At 45.1% G+C, this 16,992-nt stretch carries 16 protein-coding genes; 5 read left to right on the top strand and 11 right to left on the bottom strand.

The window, feature by feature from the left end:
* From Q0546_RS06780 to Q0546_RS06830, 11 genes are all read right to left on the bottom strand, one after another.
* The coding region (locus Q0546_RS06780; RefSeq protein WP_298791643.1) for a Na+/H+ antiporter NhaC family protein at positions 1-1,616 on the bottom strand (1,616 nt) is incomplete at its 3' end.
* Between the two features lie 465 nt (positions 1,617-2,081).
* Complete coding sequence (locus Q0546_RS06785) at positions 2,082-2,828, bottom strand: SDR family NAD(P)-dependent oxidoreductase (protein WP_004321344.1); 747 nt, start codon at positions 2,826-2,828, stop codon at positions 2,082-2,084.
* A 9-nt stretch (positions 2,829-2,837) separates the two neighbouring features.
* Positions 2,838-4,049, bottom strand: coding sequence for an ankyrin repeat domain-containing protein (locus Q0546_RS06790; RefSeq protein ID WP_298791648.1), 1,212 nt, complete (start codon positions 4,047-4,049; stop codon positions 2,838-2,840).
* A gap of 63 nt (positions 4,050-4,112) precedes the next feature.
* Entirely contained in the window at positions 4,113-4,610 is a 498-nt protein-coding gene (locus tag Q0546_RS06795; RefSeq protein WP_298791650.1) for an HIT domain-containing protein, read from the bottom strand.
* Between the two features lies 1 nt (position 4,611).
* A complete protein-coding gene (gene trpC / locus Q0546_RS06800; protein ID WP_298791652.1) occupies positions 4,612-5,397 on the bottom strand; it encodes an indole-3-glycerol phosphate synthase TrpC in 786 nt (261 codons plus the stop codon).
* The gene (locus Q0546_RS06805) at positions 5,394-6,659 is read right to left on the bottom strand and encodes a hypothetical protein (protein ID WP_298791653.1); all 1,266 of its coding nucleotides are present in this window, start codon (positions 6,657-6,659) and stop codon (positions 5,394-5,396) included. Before Q0546_RS06805 ends, trpC begins: the two co-directional genes overlap by 4 nt.
* Complete coding sequence (locus Q0546_RS06810) at positions 6,635-7,012, bottom strand: YkgJ family cysteine cluster protein (RefSeq protein ID WP_298791654.1); 378 nt, start codon at positions 7,010-7,012, stop codon at positions 6,635-6,637. The genes Q0546_RS06805 and Q0546_RS06810 overlap by 25 nt, the downstream gene beginning before the upstream one ends.
* Positions 7,009-7,704, bottom strand: a complete 696-nt coding sequence (locus tag Q0546_RS06815) for a methyltransferase (RefSeq protein ID WP_298791655.1) — start codon at positions 7,702-7,704, stop codon at positions 7,009-7,011. Before Q0546_RS06815 ends, Q0546_RS06810 begins: the two co-directional genes overlap by 4 nt.
* Positions 7,701-9,683, bottom strand: coding sequence for a vesicular transport factor Uso1p (locus Q0546_RS06820; protein WP_298791656.1), 1,983 nt, complete (start codon positions 9,681-9,683; stop codon positions 7,701-7,703). Before Q0546_RS06820 ends, Q0546_RS06815 begins: the two co-directional genes overlap by 4 nt.
* A gap of 2 nt (positions 9,684-9,685) precedes the next feature.
* On the bottom strand, positions 9,686-10,636 hold the full coding sequence (locus tag Q0546_RS06825) for an NAD(P)-binding domain-containing protein (protein WP_298791657.1): 951 nt from the start codon (positions 10,634-10,636) through the stop codon (positions 9,686-9,688).
* Positions 10,637-10,874: 238 nt separating this feature from the next.
* Positions 10,875-12,212 (bottom strand): class II 3-deoxy-7-phosphoheptulonate synthase, encoded by a 1,338-nt coding sequence (locus Q0546_RS06830; protein WP_298791658.1) that lies wholly within the window; start codon positions 12,210-12,212, stop codon positions 10,875-10,877.
* Between the two features lie 163 nt (positions 12,213-12,375).
* On the opposite strand from Q0546_RS06830, the gene rarD reads away from it, so the two are divergent.
* The 5 genes from rarD to Q0546_RS06855 form a co-directional block, all read left to right on the top strand.
* A complete protein-coding gene (rarD, locus tag Q0546_RS06835; protein ID WP_298791659.1) occupies positions 12,376-13,266 on the top strand; it encodes an EamA family transporter RarD in 891 nt (296 codons plus the stop codon).
* Positions 13,267-13,296: 30 nt separating this feature from the next.
* Positions 13,297-13,755, top strand: a complete 459-nt coding sequence (locus Q0546_RS06840) for a hypothetical protein (RefSeq protein WP_298791660.1) — start codon at positions 13,297-13,299, stop codon at positions 13,753-13,755.
* Positions 13,756-13,821: 66 nt separating this feature from the next.
* Positions 13,822-14,754, top strand: a complete 933-nt coding sequence (locus Q0546_RS06845; RefSeq protein ID WP_298791661.1) for an aspartate carbamoyltransferase catalytic subunit — start codon at positions 13,822-13,824, stop codon at positions 14,752-14,754.
* Positions 14,751-16,031, top strand: a complete 1,281-nt coding sequence (locus Q0546_RS06850) for a dihydroorotase (RefSeq protein WP_298791662.1) — start codon at positions 14,751-14,753, stop codon at positions 16,029-16,031. The genes Q0546_RS06845 and Q0546_RS06850 overlap by 4 nt, the downstream gene beginning before the upstream one ends.
* Positions 16,032-16,166: 135 nt before the next feature.
* Positions 16,167-16,992 (top strand): reverse transcriptase family protein (locus Q0546_RS06855; RefSeq protein ID WP_298791663.1); only part of this gene is annotated, 826 nt, incomplete at its 3' end.

Raw genomic sequence — 16,992 nt, forward strand, 5'->3', positions numbered from 1 at the left:
CCAAGCGCGATCGGGAAGTATCCCGCAAAAATACTGATCGCGCAAACCGCAAGCGCATAAGGCATCTGCGTCTGGACGTGATCGATGTGGTTACACCCAGCACCCATAGACGAAAGTATCGTAGTATCCGAGATCGGCGAGCAGTGATCGCCAAATATCGCGCCCGTTAAAACGGCTGAGATATTTACTATCATATACGCGTGCAAGGCGTCGCCCTCTAGTCCGCTGTGCATGCCCACCGCGCTAGCTAGCGGTATCGCAAGCGGCATCAAAATGCCCATCGTGCCGTAGCTGGTGCCGGTAGAAAAGCTGATAAATGATCCAAGCATAAAAATCGCTGCCGGAAGGACGATCTTTGGCGTAGACTGAGAAAGCAGATCAACAAGGTAGCGAGAGGTGCCGAGTTCTTTTATAACCGAGCTTAGCGACCACGCAAGAAGCAGGATGATGATCGTAGTTATCATGGTTTTCCAGCCCTTACCCCAAGTTTCTATCGCCTCGCGAACGGTCAAAATTTTTCTATAAACGGCCATAAATATCGCCACCACGGTAGCTAGCAAAGCTGACTGAAATAGAGCCACGGACGCATCGGCAGCGCCAAAAGTAGCTTGGAAGGTGTGGAACGTAAGCGGATGAGCCTTCGCGCTCTCAAGAACCTCGCCCTCAAGAGCACCCAGACCGCTAAAATAAAAGCTAACAAACGCGCCCAAAATAAGCACTAAAAGCGGAATAACGGCGTTTGAGCTTTGTAGTTTGATATTTTCTTTAGGCTCTAGCGTCTTATCCTCGACGTCCTCGATCATAGCTCCGCCGCTTCTAGGGTGCAGTTCGCCGGCTCTAGCTCTGCGCTCGGCTTTTAGCATGCCTGCAAATTCGCGCCCCATAAACGCGGTACAAACGATGAAAAATAGCATGAAAAGGTTGTAAAATCTATACGGCATAGTCTCGACAAAGATGCTAAATGCGTTTACGTTCGTTATGCCGATGAGCTCGTAGCCTTGTTTAATGAGCGATATCTCAAGTCCTACCCAAGTCGAGATGACGGCTAGACCAGCGATCGGAGCGGCGGTAGCGTCGATGATAAAGGCTAGTTTTTCGCGAGAGACTTTAAATTTGTCCGTTATCGGGCGCATTATAGGGCCCACGATGAGGGAGTTCGCGTAGTCGTCGAAAAAGACGAAAAGTCCCATCACCCAAGTTGAAATTTGAGCAGAAACGCCTGTTTTGGCCTTTTTGCTTAGCCATATCGCCACAGCCTTGGTTCCGCCCATTTTGGTTATGAGCGCGACCACGCCGCCGATACAAAGAACCTGAAGCACAATGCCCGCGTTCCAGCTATCGGCTAGCGAGCCCACGACCCTTTTTACGATATCGGTAAAGCCCTTTACAAAGGTCATCGGGATGCTTGAATCGATGATGTTTATGAGAAACGTTCCGCTAAAAACGCCGATAAACAGCGACAAAACGACGTCTTTGGTGATAAACGCCAAAACTATCGCCACCACGGGCGGTATGAGCGTCCAAAAGCCGAATATTTCTGCATTTTTTTTCGCTACTTCGGGATCTACGGCCAGCGCCAAGATCGGCAAAAGCGACAAAAATAAAATCTTTTTCATCAAAAACTCCTTTTTGTTTTTCGTCGGTTTAATCAAATTTTCCGCCCCGCGTGCCATCGGTCGGTATTTAAGGCATAAATTTAGCTAAATGCGGCTTAAATTTTTGTTTTAAATTCGCTTAGAATTCAAATTTTTTTAGCTCTTTATTAAAAAATTTATGTTAAAAATGAGGCTTTTGTGGAAATTTTGTTTAAAACTGTACTCGGTGGCAAATTTTAAATTTGGTCATGACTTAAATTTTGCAGGGAATTTTGAAACTCTGGCTTGTTGGTCAAATTTGGTATTTAAAGCGCAGAGCGTCATTTGCATAAAAAGGTAAATTTATGATATCTGCTTCAAACCGCACGGGTTTAAAACGCTATTAAGTTTGCCGCTCGAAATTTAATACTTGGCGTCAAATTCCGGGTTAAATTTGATAAAAGAGTCAAATTTAACCCAAAAATCCACAAATTTAACGCTAAAAGTCTACTTTTTCTCGATAAAAAGCCCGGCCCAAGTCTGCTGCGTCGCCATCGCCTCGACGACGTTGATATTGACGCGGTGAGGCATATTTAGGCAGTTTAGCACGATCTGCGCGATATCCTCGGCGGTGATGTACTCTACGCCTTCGTAAACCGCGTCGGCTTTAGCCTTATCGCCGCCAAAGCGAACCTCGCTAAACTCAGTCTTGCAGATACCGGGAGCTATCTCGGTCACGCGGATACCGGTGCCGCGGATGTCGTTGCGCAGATTTCTGCTAAACTGCTTTACAAAGGCCTTACTGGCACCGTAAACGTGACTGCCCGGATACGGCCATGCGCCCGCAGTCGAACCTAGATTAAAGATATAGCCGCTCTTTCGCGCGATCATGAGGGGCAAAACGGCCTTGGTAGAGTATAAAAAGCCTTTGATGTTAGTATCGACCATCGCCTCAAAATCCTCGATGCTAGTCTCCGCCACTCCTTCAAGCCCGAGCGCCAAACCTGCGTTATTTACGAGTACTTCGATATCGCGAAACTCCTGCGGCAAATTTGCCACGCCGTCAAAAACCGCCTTTTTATCGCGGATATCTGCGACGATGATGTGCGTATTTCCAAGCTCCTTTACCAGAGTTTCGAGCCTTTCCTTGCGGCGAGCGAGCGCTACGATCTTGTACCCTTCGCGGCTGAGCGTCCTAGCTATCGCCTCGCCGAATCCCGACGTAGCTCCCGTGATAAAAGCCGTTCCTTTCATATTTTCTCCTTATTCGGTGATCAAATTTGACTCAAGCCCCATCGCCCTTAGATACTGCGCGTTGATCTCTTTTTTGCCGATGATCGCGTAGTCTAGGGCGTTTAGTCCGTTATCATCCACTGCCTGCACGTCCGCGCCGTTATCTATCAAAAGCTGCAAAATCTCCACGTCAGCCGCCCCTGCCGCGCTCATCAGCACGCTTTTTGACGCCGCGTCAAAGTCGCAGAGCTTCACAAAGCTAGGTAGCTGGACGCTCAAATTTGCACTATATGCAAGCTTAGTGCTCACGTCTATCAGCCTTTTGTTTACTAACGCTCCGTTTCCTAGTAGAAATTTGACTAAATTTATATCGTTTAGTTGTACAGCCTTAAAAAGCGGGGTGACGCCGAGCAGATTTTCGTAGTTTACGTCCGCGCCGCTAGAAACCAGGAGCTTTACGTTGTTTAAATTTTTAAGAGCGAAAAACAGCGAATTCTCAAAGCCATAGTTTAAATTTACTCCCGCGCGTAAAAACTCTTTTATCACGTCCTCGCTTTTTTCGTAAAGAAGCGCGGCGTTAAAGGCGTTTTGCAGCGAGCTTTGCGAGACGGAGCCCGAATATATCGCCTCATTTATGCCGTATTTTGTAAAAGTCGGGTCGCTAACTTTTCTCGCAAACTCGTCCATATCGCCGTTTTGCAGAGTCGCAGCGGCAAATTTTAAAAACTCGTTTGCAACCTTTGAAGCGTAATAAATCGCGCTGCCTTCGTCTATTTTGAAATTTGATTTATAGTAGCTTACTAGCGGCTCAAGCGCGGCATTGTAGTCTTTGTTAAAGTCCTTAAAAACCGTGAAGTTACTTAAACTTTGATGTCCCCAGTAGCGAAGCCTGGCTCTATTTTGTGCTACGAGTTTTTCGTATTCATCAGGGCTTTCTAGTTCTTTGGCGTAAATTTCAGGTGCATAGGAGGCTTTTAATACCTTAAATTTAAACTCGTTTAAATTTTTAGTCGCCAAATTTCCGACGCAAGCAAGGCTCTCGGCGCGGATCTTTTGAGCGGCCGAGAGTAAAATTTGAGCCTCTTTTATCCCCAGGATAGAGTCCTTGCAGTTTGGTTCAAATTCTCCCGAAAAGGTTAAATTTTGAGAGAAATATCGCTGCTTTTCGACCAAAGCGTCATCGCAGTTAAAGCCTGCAAAAACAAAAGAAAATGACAAAAATATTGGCAAAATAAATCTCATTGTATGCCTCAATATCTTTTAATTTTGATAATTTTACCAAAAAATAATTTGGTAAAAATAAATTTACCGCTCGTTAAAGCAAACGTCCGCAAACGCGGCTTTTAGCTTCTCGTAAAGCGGAGTAAAAGGCACGCCGTTTACGCGCACTTCGGCGATAGATGTTATGAAGTTCGTATCGCCGCTCCAACGCGGCACTAGATGATAGTGCACGTGCTCTGAGATACCCGCACCCCCTGCTTTGCCCAGATTCATCCCGATATTTACGCCAGCCGCATTTAGCTCGCGTTTTAAAATTTTCACGCCCTCGCGCACGTAGGCGCTCATCTCCAACCACGTCTGTTCGTCTAGGCTTTCGATATTATCGACGTGCACGTAAGGTATCACCATAAAGTGCCCCGGCGTATACGGGTAGAGATTCATGATCCCAAAACACCGCTTTGCGCGGAACAAAACGCCAGTCTGCGCGTCTTTTTCCGGATGATTTACGACGTTGCAAAAGACGCAGCCCTGCTCCTTTTTGCCGAAATATTCGCTCCTCCACGGTGCGCAAATGTGCTCCATATCAGCCCTCCTTTACGGTTTTTACGGCTTTTGCCAAGTCCTCTTGCCTCATAAAATGCTCGCCTATCAAAAACGCGTCGGCTCCTTGCGCGTGTAGCTCTTTTAGTTGCGAGTGCTCATAGATGCCGCTTTCTGCGACGATAACGCTTGCGTTTTTGATTTTAGAAAACAGCTTCTCGCAAAGGCTCATATCCATCTCAAACGTACTTAAATTTCGGTGATTTACGCCGACCATCTTTGCGCATGCGAAATTTGACTTTTCTACATCCTCCTCGTCGTGCGTCTCGACCAAGGCCTCAAGCCCCAAAGAGCGCGCGTAATCAAACAGCCGCTTTAACTCATCGGCGCCAAGAGCCTTTGCGATAAGCAAGACAAAATCGGCTCCATAAACGAGCGCTTCTAAAATTTGATACTCGTCTACGATAAAATCCTTGCGAAGCAGCGGCAGCGAGCTTTCGCGTCTTATGGCCGCCAGATACTCCAAATTTCCTTTAAAAAAATGCGGCTCGGTTAGAACCGAGATAGCGTTTGCGCCGCCTTTTTCGTACTCTTTTGCTATCTCTACGGGCGCGAAATTTGGCCTTATCAGCCCTTTGCTAGGGCTCGCTTTTTTAACCTCGGCGATGATGCGATACGGCTCTTTTGCACTACTTTTTAGCGCTTTTACCGCGTCTTTTATCTCGCGCGGATTTTTCGCCGCGAGCTCTTGTAGTTTTTCAAAAGGCGTTTGCGACTTTCGCAGCGCCAAATCATCTTTCGTTCGTTCGATTATCTGATCTAGTATCATTTTTTACCCTTTTTTAGGCACTCTTTGATAGAGTTTATATGCTCTTTACCCTCGGGTGAATTTACAAATTCCTCGTCGTGCAGGACTTGCTGCATTATCTCGTCAGCCTTTTTGCACTCGCCCAGCTTATAGTATCCCCACGCTAGCGAGTCTAGATAAAACACAGATCCCGGCTCTAGCTCGAGGGCTTTATTTACCAGATCTATCCCCTTTTTCGCGTCTATATCGTGGTCGATGAGTAGGTAGCCGTAGTAGTTTAGATATAGTGCATTATTTAGCTTTACGGCCGATTTTTCAAAGTTGGCGATCACTTGTTTGAGGCTATCTTTATCTATCTTTTTGGTTTGTTTATCCGTATCTCTTTCGTACTGATATATCGCCATTTTGGCTTGATATTCGAGATTAAAGCTCTTATCGAAAGCCTCCTGCGCCTTTTTGTATGCCTTTCCGAAATCCCCCGTCGCAGCGTAAAGATCCATCAGCGCATCGTCGTTGTAGGAGTATTTTTGTAAAAATTTGATCGCCGCGTCGTAGTTTTTTTGATAGACGTAGACGCCAAGCGCTTTTTCGAGATAGATTTTTTCTTTCGTCGCTTCAAAAAGACTCTCGTAAACATCGATCATATCAGAGTAGCGGCCATCCTGCGCATAGATATCTACTAGCGCCGTGCAGGTCTCTACCTCGCAGCCGTCGATTCGGCGTGAGCTCTCCAGATGCCTGATCGCCTCTTTTTTGTCGTTCATTTTATTGTATAAAAGATCGACTATGCGTAGCAGATTCTCAACGCTCCTATCTAGCTCATATGCGCGCTCAAGCTCGCCTAGAGCGGCTTTGTTATCGTTTTGCATCGAGTAAACAGCAGAGAGCATGACGTGATTTTTAGAGACGTCCTCTTTTTTGACGAGCTCTTTCATTATCTTTGCGGCTTCGTCTAGTTTGTTTTCGCTCATCAAATTTGCGCCCTGTATGCGAAGCACGTCTACGTCGTCTTTTAACACCTTTTGGCTGAGCGCTAAAATGCTTTTAAAATTTACGTTTTTAGAAAAAAACGCGAGTCTGAGCGCCTCTTTTAGATAGTCCGTGTTTTTAGTTTTTTCGTAAAGCTGCTCGTAAAGCTCGGTCGCCTCGTCGTGCCTAGCGTTTTCCACCGCCAAAAGCGCCTTGATAACGTACAAATTCTCATCAAAGCCGTCTTTGGCGGTAGCAAAACAAACAAGCAAGGCCGCCAATATAAATTTTAAAATCGCCTTATTCCCGCGCATTCTTTCTCCAATTCATTGATTTTATCCTTAAAATAGTCCCAAAACGGAAAGGTGCGGCACTGGCTCGGTCGAAAGTCGTAAACCGAGCAGTTTTTTGCCGTTTCGTCAAAAAAAACGCACGCAAACCCGCCGTCGTAGGGCTTTTCTTTGAGGCTAAATTTATATCCGAATTTATCTAAAAATCGCGATCTAAACTCATCCTCACTCATTTTTAGATGCTGCGCCAATGACGAGATTTCCGCGGAGCTTATCCATATATAGCCGCTCTCGCCAGTGCAGCATTTGCCGCCGCACAGCTCGCACTTGCTAGCGTCAAATTCATAACCAAAGCCGCTTTGTCTTAGCAAATTCACTCCGCCGCATCCTTGCTTTGCGTATTTGCCGCGGCAAAAATTTCAGCCGCCTTTTTACTATAAACGCCGCCTTCAAAAACAAAAATCGGCGGTAAAATTTGAGTCAAAGATTTTGAGCTTTTTTTAGCCTCGATTAGCACCAAATTTGCCGCGCCGTCCGCTTTTGGATGCACGAAGCAAAGCCTAGTAAGCGTAAATTTAAATTCGCTCAAACAAAGCAAAATTTCAGATATACGCTTAGCGTCGTAGCAAAAGCTAAAAACTCCGCGCGGCTTTAGCAGCGAATTTGCGCTACCCACAAGCTCGCTAAGCGGCAAATTTTCACTATATCTAGCGGTGCGAAGGTGCTCGTTCTCGCTTTTTTTCGCGCCGTCGTGGTAAAAGGGCGGGTTTGAGACGATGAGATTATATCTTTTTTCACTCTTAAATTTAGCAAAATCAGACGTTATAAACTCGGCTTCAAGCCCGTTTTGGCTAGCGTTTGCGGCGGCCAAATTTACGTTAGCTTCTAAAATATCAAGTAAGCTAAGCGAAATTTTAGGAAAATCGCGCTTTAAAAGCAGCCCCAAAACCCCGCTACCGCAACCAACCTCTAGCACCTCGCCGCACACTCCGCCCTCACGGATAAAGTCATACAAAAACATCGTGTCGCTGTTGTAGCGGTAGCCGTTTTTGGGCTGAGTGATTATCATCTATATACCTTGATGATAAATCCTTGCTTATCTTGAGAAGTGATGATGTCGTTACTGTACGATATACGCGAAAAGTCGCCAAATTCATCTTTTATCATCTCGCCGGCAACCTTGGCGCGCTCTTTGCCGATACCGAAATTTGCATATGAGTTGATCTTTTCTAGCTCGTCTTGCGGGATCACTTTTGCCGCTTTTGACGTGGCGATAAAGTTACCACGGCTAACTATCGGCGTGATTTCAAAATAATAATTTGAATTATAATTCTGCAAAAAGTCGCTTACTTTATTTTTGCAAACTTGCGTCGGTCTGTCTGAGCCTGCGCTCATATCAGAACACTCGACCGAGGCGATGAAAACAACCTTTTTAGGCACTTCGGCTCTAAAATTTAGCTGGATGATCTTTTTTAGATTTTCATTTTCGCTCATCAGCTCTTCATTTTTGGTTAGTATCTGCGCCACTTCGCCCTTTGCGATGTTTTTTTGCGTACTTGTTTTAGCTAAATTTTCCTTCGTGTCGCTTAGATCTTTAGCTCCGTCTTGTATCTGTTTTCTTAGAGTCGCGAGCTCTGCGTCTTTTTGCGTCAAAAGCTCATTTAAAGCATCTAGTTGCTCTTTGTTTTCCTTGGCTGTTTTGATATCGTTTTCAACTAAAGTCGTGATTTTGTTATTTAAAATTTTATAGTTTTGGATGTTTTTTTTACCAGCGGCGATCTCGTCCGCTAGCAGTTCTTTTTGGATATTTAGCGACTCGTTTAGCTCTACAACCTTAGCTTCCGCACTTTGCAGTGAGCTATCTTTTTGCGAAATTTGATTTTCTAGTTCATAAATTTTACTCTTTAGTTCCGCCACGTTTTGCTCTGTTTCTTGGCGCTCGTTTTCAATCTGATTTTTTAGCTTTTCAAGCTCGGTTTTATATATAGCCTCGTTTTGTTCAATCTCTTTTTCAAATCCTTGTTTTTCTTTCTCGAGCTTTGCGACTAACTCTTTATTCGTCGCGTTTAGCTCATCATTTATCGCTTTTAGCTTAGCTTTTGACTCGGCTTTTTTATTTGCGTTTTCAAGGCTCGCTTCAAGCTCGCTTATTTTTTTCTTGTCCGCGTCTTGTTCTTTTTCTAGGGCGGCGATCCTATTTTTAGATAAATTTTGAGCATTTAGAGCCTGAGCGTTGTATTCGCTCGCGATCCTTTTTATCTCGGTATCTTTTAGTCCTAGCTCGTTTGTAAGCCTAGCATTTTCGCTCTTTAGTTTTGCGGTCTCTTCGTTTGCCGTTCTTAGTTCGCTTTCAAATTTAGCCTTACTAGATAGCGCTTCGCTTTTTAGCTCGTCGTTTTGAGCTTCGAGTCTTTTTAGAGCATTTTGGCTTTCGTTTTGCGTTTTAGTGCTTGATTTATCAAATTCGCTCTGCCTTTTTTCTAGCTCGGTTTTTAGAGCTTTGATCTCGCTACGAAGCAAAGTCAAATTTTGCTCTAAATTTTTATTTTTTTCGTTTTCTTCTTGCGCTTTTGCTAGCTTTTTATTTAGCTCGTCGATCGCGCTTAAACGCTGTTTGTCGTTAGCGCTGGCAGCTTGTTTTCGCCTGGTTTCCAGCTCGGCTTTTTGATCGCTTAAGATATTTGAGATTTCTAGATTTTTACTCACTAGATCGACGTTATCGTCATAGAGTAGCTTATTTTGAGCGCGCAGGACGCGGATTTGCTCTTTTAGCTCGTCCTCGTCGCCTAAAATAGGCGCGTCCGTATAGTTTGCGTCCAAATTTTTAGTATACTTTTCCTGCGGCAAAACTTGACTTGGGATAGCCGAATTTGTCTCATTCGTAGTACTTGCGCCCTCATTTTTAGGCGCTTCTTCGACGTTCATTATTTGCACGGCGAGTTCCGTAGACTTTGCAGACGGTTTTGTAAACTCGAAATACAAATAATATCCGCCCAGTGTGAGCAAACAACCGCAGATAAAAAATAAGACTAAATTTAACGCTCTCAACTCTATTTTTCCTTGATGTTTTGGACTACCTTGTGCGCATGATTTAGCGCGAGCACGATCGAGCCGCCGTTTTTTAGCACGATGTCGCCGCCGATATATAGGCCGTGTACGCTGCTTTCATAGTGCTCGTTTACGACCGGATCTTTATCAGCGTCAAGCTTAACTCCGCATTTTTGTAAAAAATCCACCGGAGTCGAGCCGCCGATAGCGTAGACGACCCTGTCGTAGACTCTGATTTTTCCGTTTGAAAAGTGCACTCTAACGCGTCCGGATTCGTTTTCGATCTCGGTGATGTCGTGGTTTAGTCGCACTTTTAGCTTATTTGCTTTTTCTAGTTCCCACAGCGCCGTTACGTTTACGTCATTTACGCGACTAAATTTATCCTTGCGGTAAGCCAGCGTCGTTTTGTTGTATTGGCAAAGCTCGATAGCGTACTCCACGGCCGAGTTTCCGCCGCCTACCACGAGCACTTTTTCGCCGCTAGAACAGGAGTTTAGGTTAAAATTTATAACGTTATTTAGCGAAGGCGGGATTTTGTAGTCCGGCTTGTTCGGGCGTCCCATTTTACCGATACTTATCATCACGTTTTTGGCTTGATAGTCGCCCTTTGCGGTGTGCACGAAAAACAAACCATCCTTTTTCTTTACGCTTTCGACCTCGGAGTTAAACACGGCCTCGATCTTTTCCTCGTCTAGCAGCTTATCGAAATAATCAAGCGTGCTCTCTTTTGTGCCGTCTTCAAAGGACACGATGCCGTGAATGGTGCTGTCTTGACCTTTGTACTCCTTATCCACGCGCTTATTGTCTTTGTAAAATTTTCTTATAGTTTGGCTGTGGTTATCGCCCTTTTCGAGAAGCAAAACTTTTTTTAATCCATTGGCTCTCGCCTCTACGACGGTCGCGATGCCGCAAGGGCCGCCGCCTATCACGATAATGTCGTAAACATCGCTCATTGATTCTCTCCGATTTGATAATTTTTCATTAATGTAGCGAAAATTGTATTAAATTTTAAGAAATTCGCGAAATTTGGGGTAAATTTAATTTTAAAAAGACAAAAACAGTCAAATTTGAAAGATAAAAGGCGAGCAGGAGGAAATTTGGCTTGTTTAAATTCGGTAAATTTGGGAGCCAAATTTGAAGCGCGTCAAATTTAAAGGGGCGCAAATTTAACCAAATTTACGCCCGATAAAGCTAAATTTTCTTTAAAAACTCGGCGATTAAAAACGCAAGTTCTAGCGACTGATCGGCGTTTAGGCGCGGATCGCATTGCGTCTCGTATCTATGTGCGAGATCGTCCTCGTTTAGTTTAAACGATCCGCCCGTGCACTCGGTCACGTCCTGACCCGTCATCTCTAGATGCACGCCGCCTGCATGCGTGCCTTCTGCTCTATGTATTTCAAAAAAGCTCTGCACTTCGGCTAGGATATTGTCAAATTCGCGCGTTTTGTAGCCGTTTGCGGCTTTTATCGTGTTGCCGTGCATTGGATCGATGCTGTAGACGATATTTAGCCCTTCGCGTTTTACTTCGCGTAGGATTTTAGGTAGCCGCTCGCCGATTTTATCCGCACCCATTCTGATGATTACGTTTAGTCTGCCCGCTTCGTTTTGAGGATTTAGCGCATTTGCGAGCGCGATGACGTCCTGCGCGGTTGCGTTTGGTCCGATTTTGACGCCTAAAGGATTGTGTACGCCGCTTAAAAAATGTACGTGAGCGTCGTTTATGCCGCGAGTGCGCTCGCCGATCCAGAGCATATGTGCCGAGCAGTCGTACCAGTCGCCAGTAAGGCTATCCTCTCTAGTTAGAGCCTCCTCGTATGGCAGCAAAAGCGCCTCGTGCGAGGTGTAGACCTTGGTTTCGCTAAGCGCGGGAGTATTTGAGGCGTTTATACCGCAAGCCCCCATAAACGCTAGAGTTTGGCTCAGCTGCCTGGCTAGCTCGCCGTATTTAGCATCAAGCTCGGGTTTTTTGATAAAGCCCAGATTCCAGCGATTTACCTCGTGCAGATCGGCTAGACCGCCGCGAGAAAAGGCGCGAAGCAGGTTCATCGTGGATGCGCTTTGATAATACGCCTCGATCATGCGGTTTGGATCGGGCACGCGGGCATCCGAGTTAAATTCAAAACCGTTTATGATATCGCCGCGGTAGCTCGGTAGCTTTACGCCGCCTTGCTCCTCGTAGTCCGAGCTTCTAGGCTTGGCAAACTGACCTGCCACGCGCCCTACTTTTACGACAGGGCAGCGTCCTGCAAACGTTAGAACGATCGCCATTTGCAACATCACTTTAAACATATCGCGGATATTTACAGCGTTAAAATTTGAAAAACTCTCCGCGCAGTCGCCGCCTTGGAGCAAAAACGCCTCGCCATTACAAACTTTAGCTAAATCTTGTTTTAGGTTTCTAGCCTCGCCGGCAAAAACTAGCGGCGGCATCGTCTTTAGCTTATCCTCGGCCTTTTTTAGCAAGACCTCGTCGGGGTAGCTTGGCTGCTGCAAGATATTAAATTTTCTCCACGAATCTCTACTCCACATCTTTAAACCTTTTTAAAAATAACGCCGATTTTAGCTAAAAGAACTTTTATTACAGATAAAATTTCAAATTTTAGCCCCAAATTTGCCCTCGCTGCGCATTTTTGAGCCACATAAGCTTTGATTAACGACAAATAAATATAATTTCGCCAAAAAAAGCGGAAAAATGCAAGACAAAAATCAAACCAAAATCGGCTTCATCTACGGCCTGTCGGTCTTTATGATCTGGGGCATTTTTCCTATTTATTTTAAACAACTCAGCGCGCTTTCGGCCACCGAGATCGTCGCTCACCGTATCGTTTGGTCGGTGCTACTTTTGTTTTTGCTACTCAAATTTGGCCGCAAACTAGGCGCCGCAAAGAAAATTTTAAGTAACAAAAAAACTACGTTTTGGCTATTTGTCACGGGGCTTCTCATCGCCGCAAACTGGTGGATATACGTCTACGCCGTAAATATCGGTAAGATCGTAGAAACCAGCCTAGGATACTTCATAAATCCTCTCGTAAATATGCTCCTTGGCGTGCTGATTTTAAAAGAAAAGCTATCGCGCGCGGGCAAATTTGCCATCGCTATCGTCTTTGTCGCTATCGGAGTGCAAATTTACGACGCGGGCGGCCTACCTATCATATCTATCATTTTGCCTATCACGTTTGGATTTTATTCGCTTATCAGAAAACGCCTTAGCGTGCCCTCTTTGGAAGGGCTTTTCGTCGAAACCGCGCTCATAGCTCCTATCGCCCTCGTCGCGCTATTTTTCGTCGCGGCTAGCGAGCAAAACCACTTTAGTTTTTCGTGGTTTGGGCTTTTGATCGCTCTTTGCGGGCCTGCGACCGTAGTGCCGCTTTTGCTTTTTAACTCGGCGGCTACTAGGCTAAATTTGAGCACGATCGGCTACCTGCAGTATATCTCGCCTTCGATGCAGCTTTTGCTTGCCGTTTTTTACTACGGCGAGCAGGTTAGCGCGCTTAAGGCGCTGTCGTTTTTGCTGATCTGGAGCGCGCTAGCGGTGGTTAGCTTTAGCGCGATTTATAGTAAAAAAAGCAAAATTTCAGTATAACCGCAAATTTAAATCAAAAAAGGAAAAACAATGTCATCTATCGCATTTTACGCCGTCATCTGCGTCATAGCCGCGCTCGTGCTATACACGCAGATACAAAAAATAACGAGAAAGATCGACGAGAACGGCACTCTAGCAAACAACTCCCCAGAGGCCGTACGTCAAATTTCGGTGCAAAAGTACAAGGATTTTTGCGAAATCATTAACGGCGAGCTAAGAGAGCTAAAGATGAAAGCGCTCTACGACGATGCTCTAAAAAACGAGGATCTAAAGGAAAAATTTTTAGAAAGCCTAAGCGAGATGAGCAAGAAGCTGACGTTTATCGAGACGATGAACACCGCTAGAAACCCCGATAAATGGGAAAGCGAGCTCTTTGAGGTGCTTAACCGCCTAGACGATCTCGTCACGGAAAACTTTAAAGACGGCGAGCGTGCGGGCGACGAGATCAGAGAGCGTCTGGGCGCGGAGTTTAGCAAGCTACAAAATTAAACCTTAAGTAAAAACGGGGTAATATCGCTTTTTTGATTTAACTCTATCTTTCTAAGGAAAAAACGGATGAGCTATACCAAAAAAGACCTCGTAACCGCTGCAAATTTAACCAAAGACGAAATTTACCATTTCCTAAATTTAGCCAAGGAGTTTAAAGCGCTAAACAACTCCGAGACTAAAAAAGCCAAGTCGCTCTACGGCAAAACGACCGTAAACGCCTTTTTCGAAAACTCGACTAGGACGCGAACGAGCTTTGAGATCGAGGCTAAGCGCCTCGGAGCCGATGCTATAAATTTCACCGCCTCAAGCTCCAGCACCAAAAAGGGCGAAACGCTCATCGACACCGTCCACAACATCGTCGCGATGAAAACGGACATCGTGGTCGTGCGCCACTACAGCTCGGGCGCAGCTAAATTTATCGCCGAGAACACCGACGCTCACGTCGTAAACGCCGGCGACGGACTAAACGAACACCCTAGCCAAGCGCTGCTTGATCTTTTTACTATACTAGAAAATCGCGGCAGTCTAGAAAATCTCACGGTCGCCATCATCGGCGATATCTTTCACAGCCGCGTAGCTCGCTCAAACATCTACGTCCTAAAAACGCTCGGAGCCAAGGTTAAGCTATTTGGCCCGCCGATGTTTTTAACGGGCATGGAGGCTTTCGGCTGTCAAATTTGCTCCGATATGCGCGAGGCCATCGAGGACTCGGACGTCATCATCATGCTGCGTATCCAGCTCGAGCGTCAGGACGATGAGATCGCATTTCCGTCCGTACGCGAATACTCCAAATTTTTCGGCCTAACCCAAGCCAAAATGAAATACGCCAAAGAGGGCGTCATGATCCTGCACCCGGGCCCTATAAACCGCGGCGTCGAGATAAACTCCGACGTAGCCGACGATCCGCGCTACTCGCACGTGCTAAATCAGGTCGAAAACGGCGTCGCCGTCAGGATGGCGATCCTAGATACTCTCATAAAAAACAAAGGCGCAAAATGAAAACTCTCATCAAAAATGGCACGATCGTAAATCATAACGGCTCGCAAAAAGCAAACATCCTGATAGACGGCGACAAGATAGCTCTCATCACAGCTGACGAACCTGCGGCTGATAAAGTAATAGACGCTAACGGCAAGCTAGTAATGCCTGGCCTAATCGACATGCACGTACATTTTAGGGATCCCGGCCTTGAGTATAAAGACGATATAAACACAGGCTCTGAAACCGCAGTCGCCGGCGGCGTAACAACCTGCTGCCCGATGGCAAATACAAATCCCGTAAACGACAACGCCGTCGTCACGCGCGACATGGTAGCTAAAGCTAGAGCCCGCGGCCTCATCGATCTGCTACCAATCGGCGCGATAACGAGCAAGATGGACGGCAAAAAGTGCGTAGAGATGGGCGATATGACCGAGGCTGGCGCAGTGGCGTTTAGCGACGACGGTCTGCCAGTAGCTAGCAGCGACGTGATGAGATATGCGCTTGAGTACTCAAAGCACTTCGGCAGCTTCGTCATCAACCACTCCCAGGACTGCTCGCTATGCCGCGGCGGCCACATGAACGAGGGCCGCGTCTCGGCGATACTAGGCATCAAGGGCATGCCGCGCGAGCAAGAAGAGATCATGGTCTCGCGCGATCTACTACTAGCCAAGCTAACAGGCGGCCACATCCACATCGCGCACGTTAGCTCCGAGTGGTCGCTAAAACTCATCGCGCAGGCTCGCGCGGCCGGCATAAACGTGACCTGCGAGGCGACGCCGCACCACTTTACCTACACCGAGGACGAGCTACTAGGCTACGATACGAACTTTAAAATGTCGCCGCCGCTTCGCACGAAATCAGACGTAGAGGCGATCAGAGACGGCCTAAAAAGCGGCCTCATCGACGTCATAGTGACCGACCATGCCCCGCACCACAACGACGAGAAATTTTTAGAATTCGACAAGGCGCCTTTTGGAATACTCGGCCTACAAACACTCGTGCCTATGACGCTAGATTTGGTAAACGACGGCGTGATAAGTATCGAGCAGATGGCGGCTCTGACGTCCTATAACGCGGCTAAAATTTTAAGACTAAAGGACAAGGGCGTGATCGCGGAGGGCTATTTCGCCGACATCGCGATAATAGATCCAAAATTCGAATATCTCTACGACAAAAACCTAAATAAATCAAAATCCCAAAACTCCCCGCTGCTAGGCAAAATGCTAAAAGGCGCAGCGGTAATCACGATAAAAAGCGGCAAAACGGTGTTTGAGTTTCCAAACGTAGTGGCGTAGAATATTTAGATTTATTATGCTAAAATTATAAAAGGGTATGGAAAAATAATTTGGAATGCGAATCGTATTCGATGGTAAGTCAATTACAATCTAATCCTATTTATTCCATACCCCCTTTCGTTTTTAGGTATACACTTGGACATAAGAAAACTAAATTCACTAGAAGCTATAGCAAAAAGTTTTAATACCAATATTGGCTTTCTGGGATTTATGAAAGAGCCAGACAACACAAAAACTCAAAGTGATTATTTTAAGCTACTAAAGCTAAAGAAAAAGAACAAAAAATTTTCAACAAGCTTTAGAGAAGTATTAAAAATTAATGAACCTTTTAATGTTTTTTATAAAGAATTGCTAAATGAGTTAGAAAAAATTATATACAGCGATTATGACAAGTATATTTCACAATATGCACATGGTTTTTTAAGGGGTAAAAATACAGTATCAAATTCAAAAGAGCATCTTAATAAATATTACCTATATAAATTTGATATTGAAGACTTTTTTATATCAATTAAAAAAGAAAGTATTGAAAATATTTTTATTAAGATTGGCTACGAAAAGCAAGCTGCCGAACTATTTTCAAATCTATGCACATATAATAATGCATTAAAAGAAGGCTTAAATACAAGTCCGTTATTAGCAAATTTATTTTGCTATGAATTGGATGCAGACATAATATCCTCGATAGCTAAAAATGTTGTTTATACTAGATACGGGGACGACATTACTTTTTCTTCAGATGAAAATAATTTTATAAAAGCAGATGATTTGCAAAAAATACTAAACAAATATAATCTTAAGCTAAACAAACAAAAAACTTTATTTGCAATACAAGGGCAACCACAATATGTTACTGGACTAAGTATCTCAAACAGAGAATATCCAAGAGTGCCCAAAAGACTAAAAAGAAAAGTTAGACAAAAATTATATTATATGAATAAATTTTTTGGGAGTAATTCAG

This window comes from uncultured Campylobacter sp. (assembly GCF_937997465.1).
Classification (GTDB): domain Bacteria; phylum Campylobacterota; class Campylobacteria; order Campylobacterales; family Campylobacteraceae; genus Campylobacter_A.

What these genes read in the sequence shown, in the direction of transcription:
- trpC (WP_298791652.1), bottom strand. Translation starts at nt 5,397, where the DNA reads ATGATACTAGATCAGATAATCGAACGAACGAAAGATGATTTGGCGCTG.
- Q0546_RS06790 (WP_298791648.1), bottom strand. Translation starts at nt 4,049, where the DNA reads ATGAGATTTATTTTGCCAATATTTTTGTCATTTTCTTTTGTTTTTGCA.
- Q0546_RS06825 (WP_298791657.1), bottom strand. Translation starts at nt 10,636, where the DNA reads ATGAGCGATGTTTACGACATTATCGTGATAGGCGGCGGCCCTTGCGGC.
- Q0546_RS06840 (WP_298791660.1), top strand. Translation starts at nt 13,297, where the DNA reads ATGTCATCTATCGCATTTTACGCCGTCATCTGCGTCATAGCCGCGCTC.
- Q0546_RS06795 (WP_298791650.1), bottom strand. Translation starts at nt 4,610, where the DNA reads ATGGAGCACATTTGCGCACCGTGGAGGAGCGAATATTTCGGCAAAAAG.
- Q0546_RS06805 (WP_298791653.1), bottom strand. Translation starts at nt 6,659, where the DNA reads ATGCGCGGGAATAAGGCGATTTTAAAATTTATATTGGCGGCCTTGCTT.
- Q0546_RS06830 (WP_298791658.1), bottom strand. Translation starts at nt 12,212, where the DNA reads ATGTGGAGTAGAGATTCGTGGAGAAAATTTAATATCTTGCAGCAGCCA.
- Q0546_RS06845 (WP_298791661.1), top strand. Translation starts at nt 13,822, where the DNA reads ATGAGCTATACCAAAAAAGACCTCGTAACCGCTGCAAATTTAACCAAA.
- Q0546_RS06815 (WP_298791655.1), bottom strand. Translation starts at nt 7,704, where the DNA reads ATGATAATCACTCAGCCCAAAAACGGCTACCGCTACAACAGCGACACG.
- rarD (WP_298791659.1), top strand. Translation starts at nt 12,376, where the DNA reads ATGCAAGACAAAAATCAAACCAAAATCGGCTTCATCTACGGCCTGTCG.
- Q0546_RS06785 (WP_004321344.1), bottom strand. Translation starts at nt 2,828, where the DNA reads ATGAAAGGAACGGCTTTTATCACGGGAGCTACGTCGGGATTCGGCGAG.
- Q0546_RS06850 (WP_298791662.1), top strand. Translation starts at nt 14,751, where the DNA reads ATGAAAACTCTCATCAAAAATGGCACGATCGTAAATCATAACGGCTCG.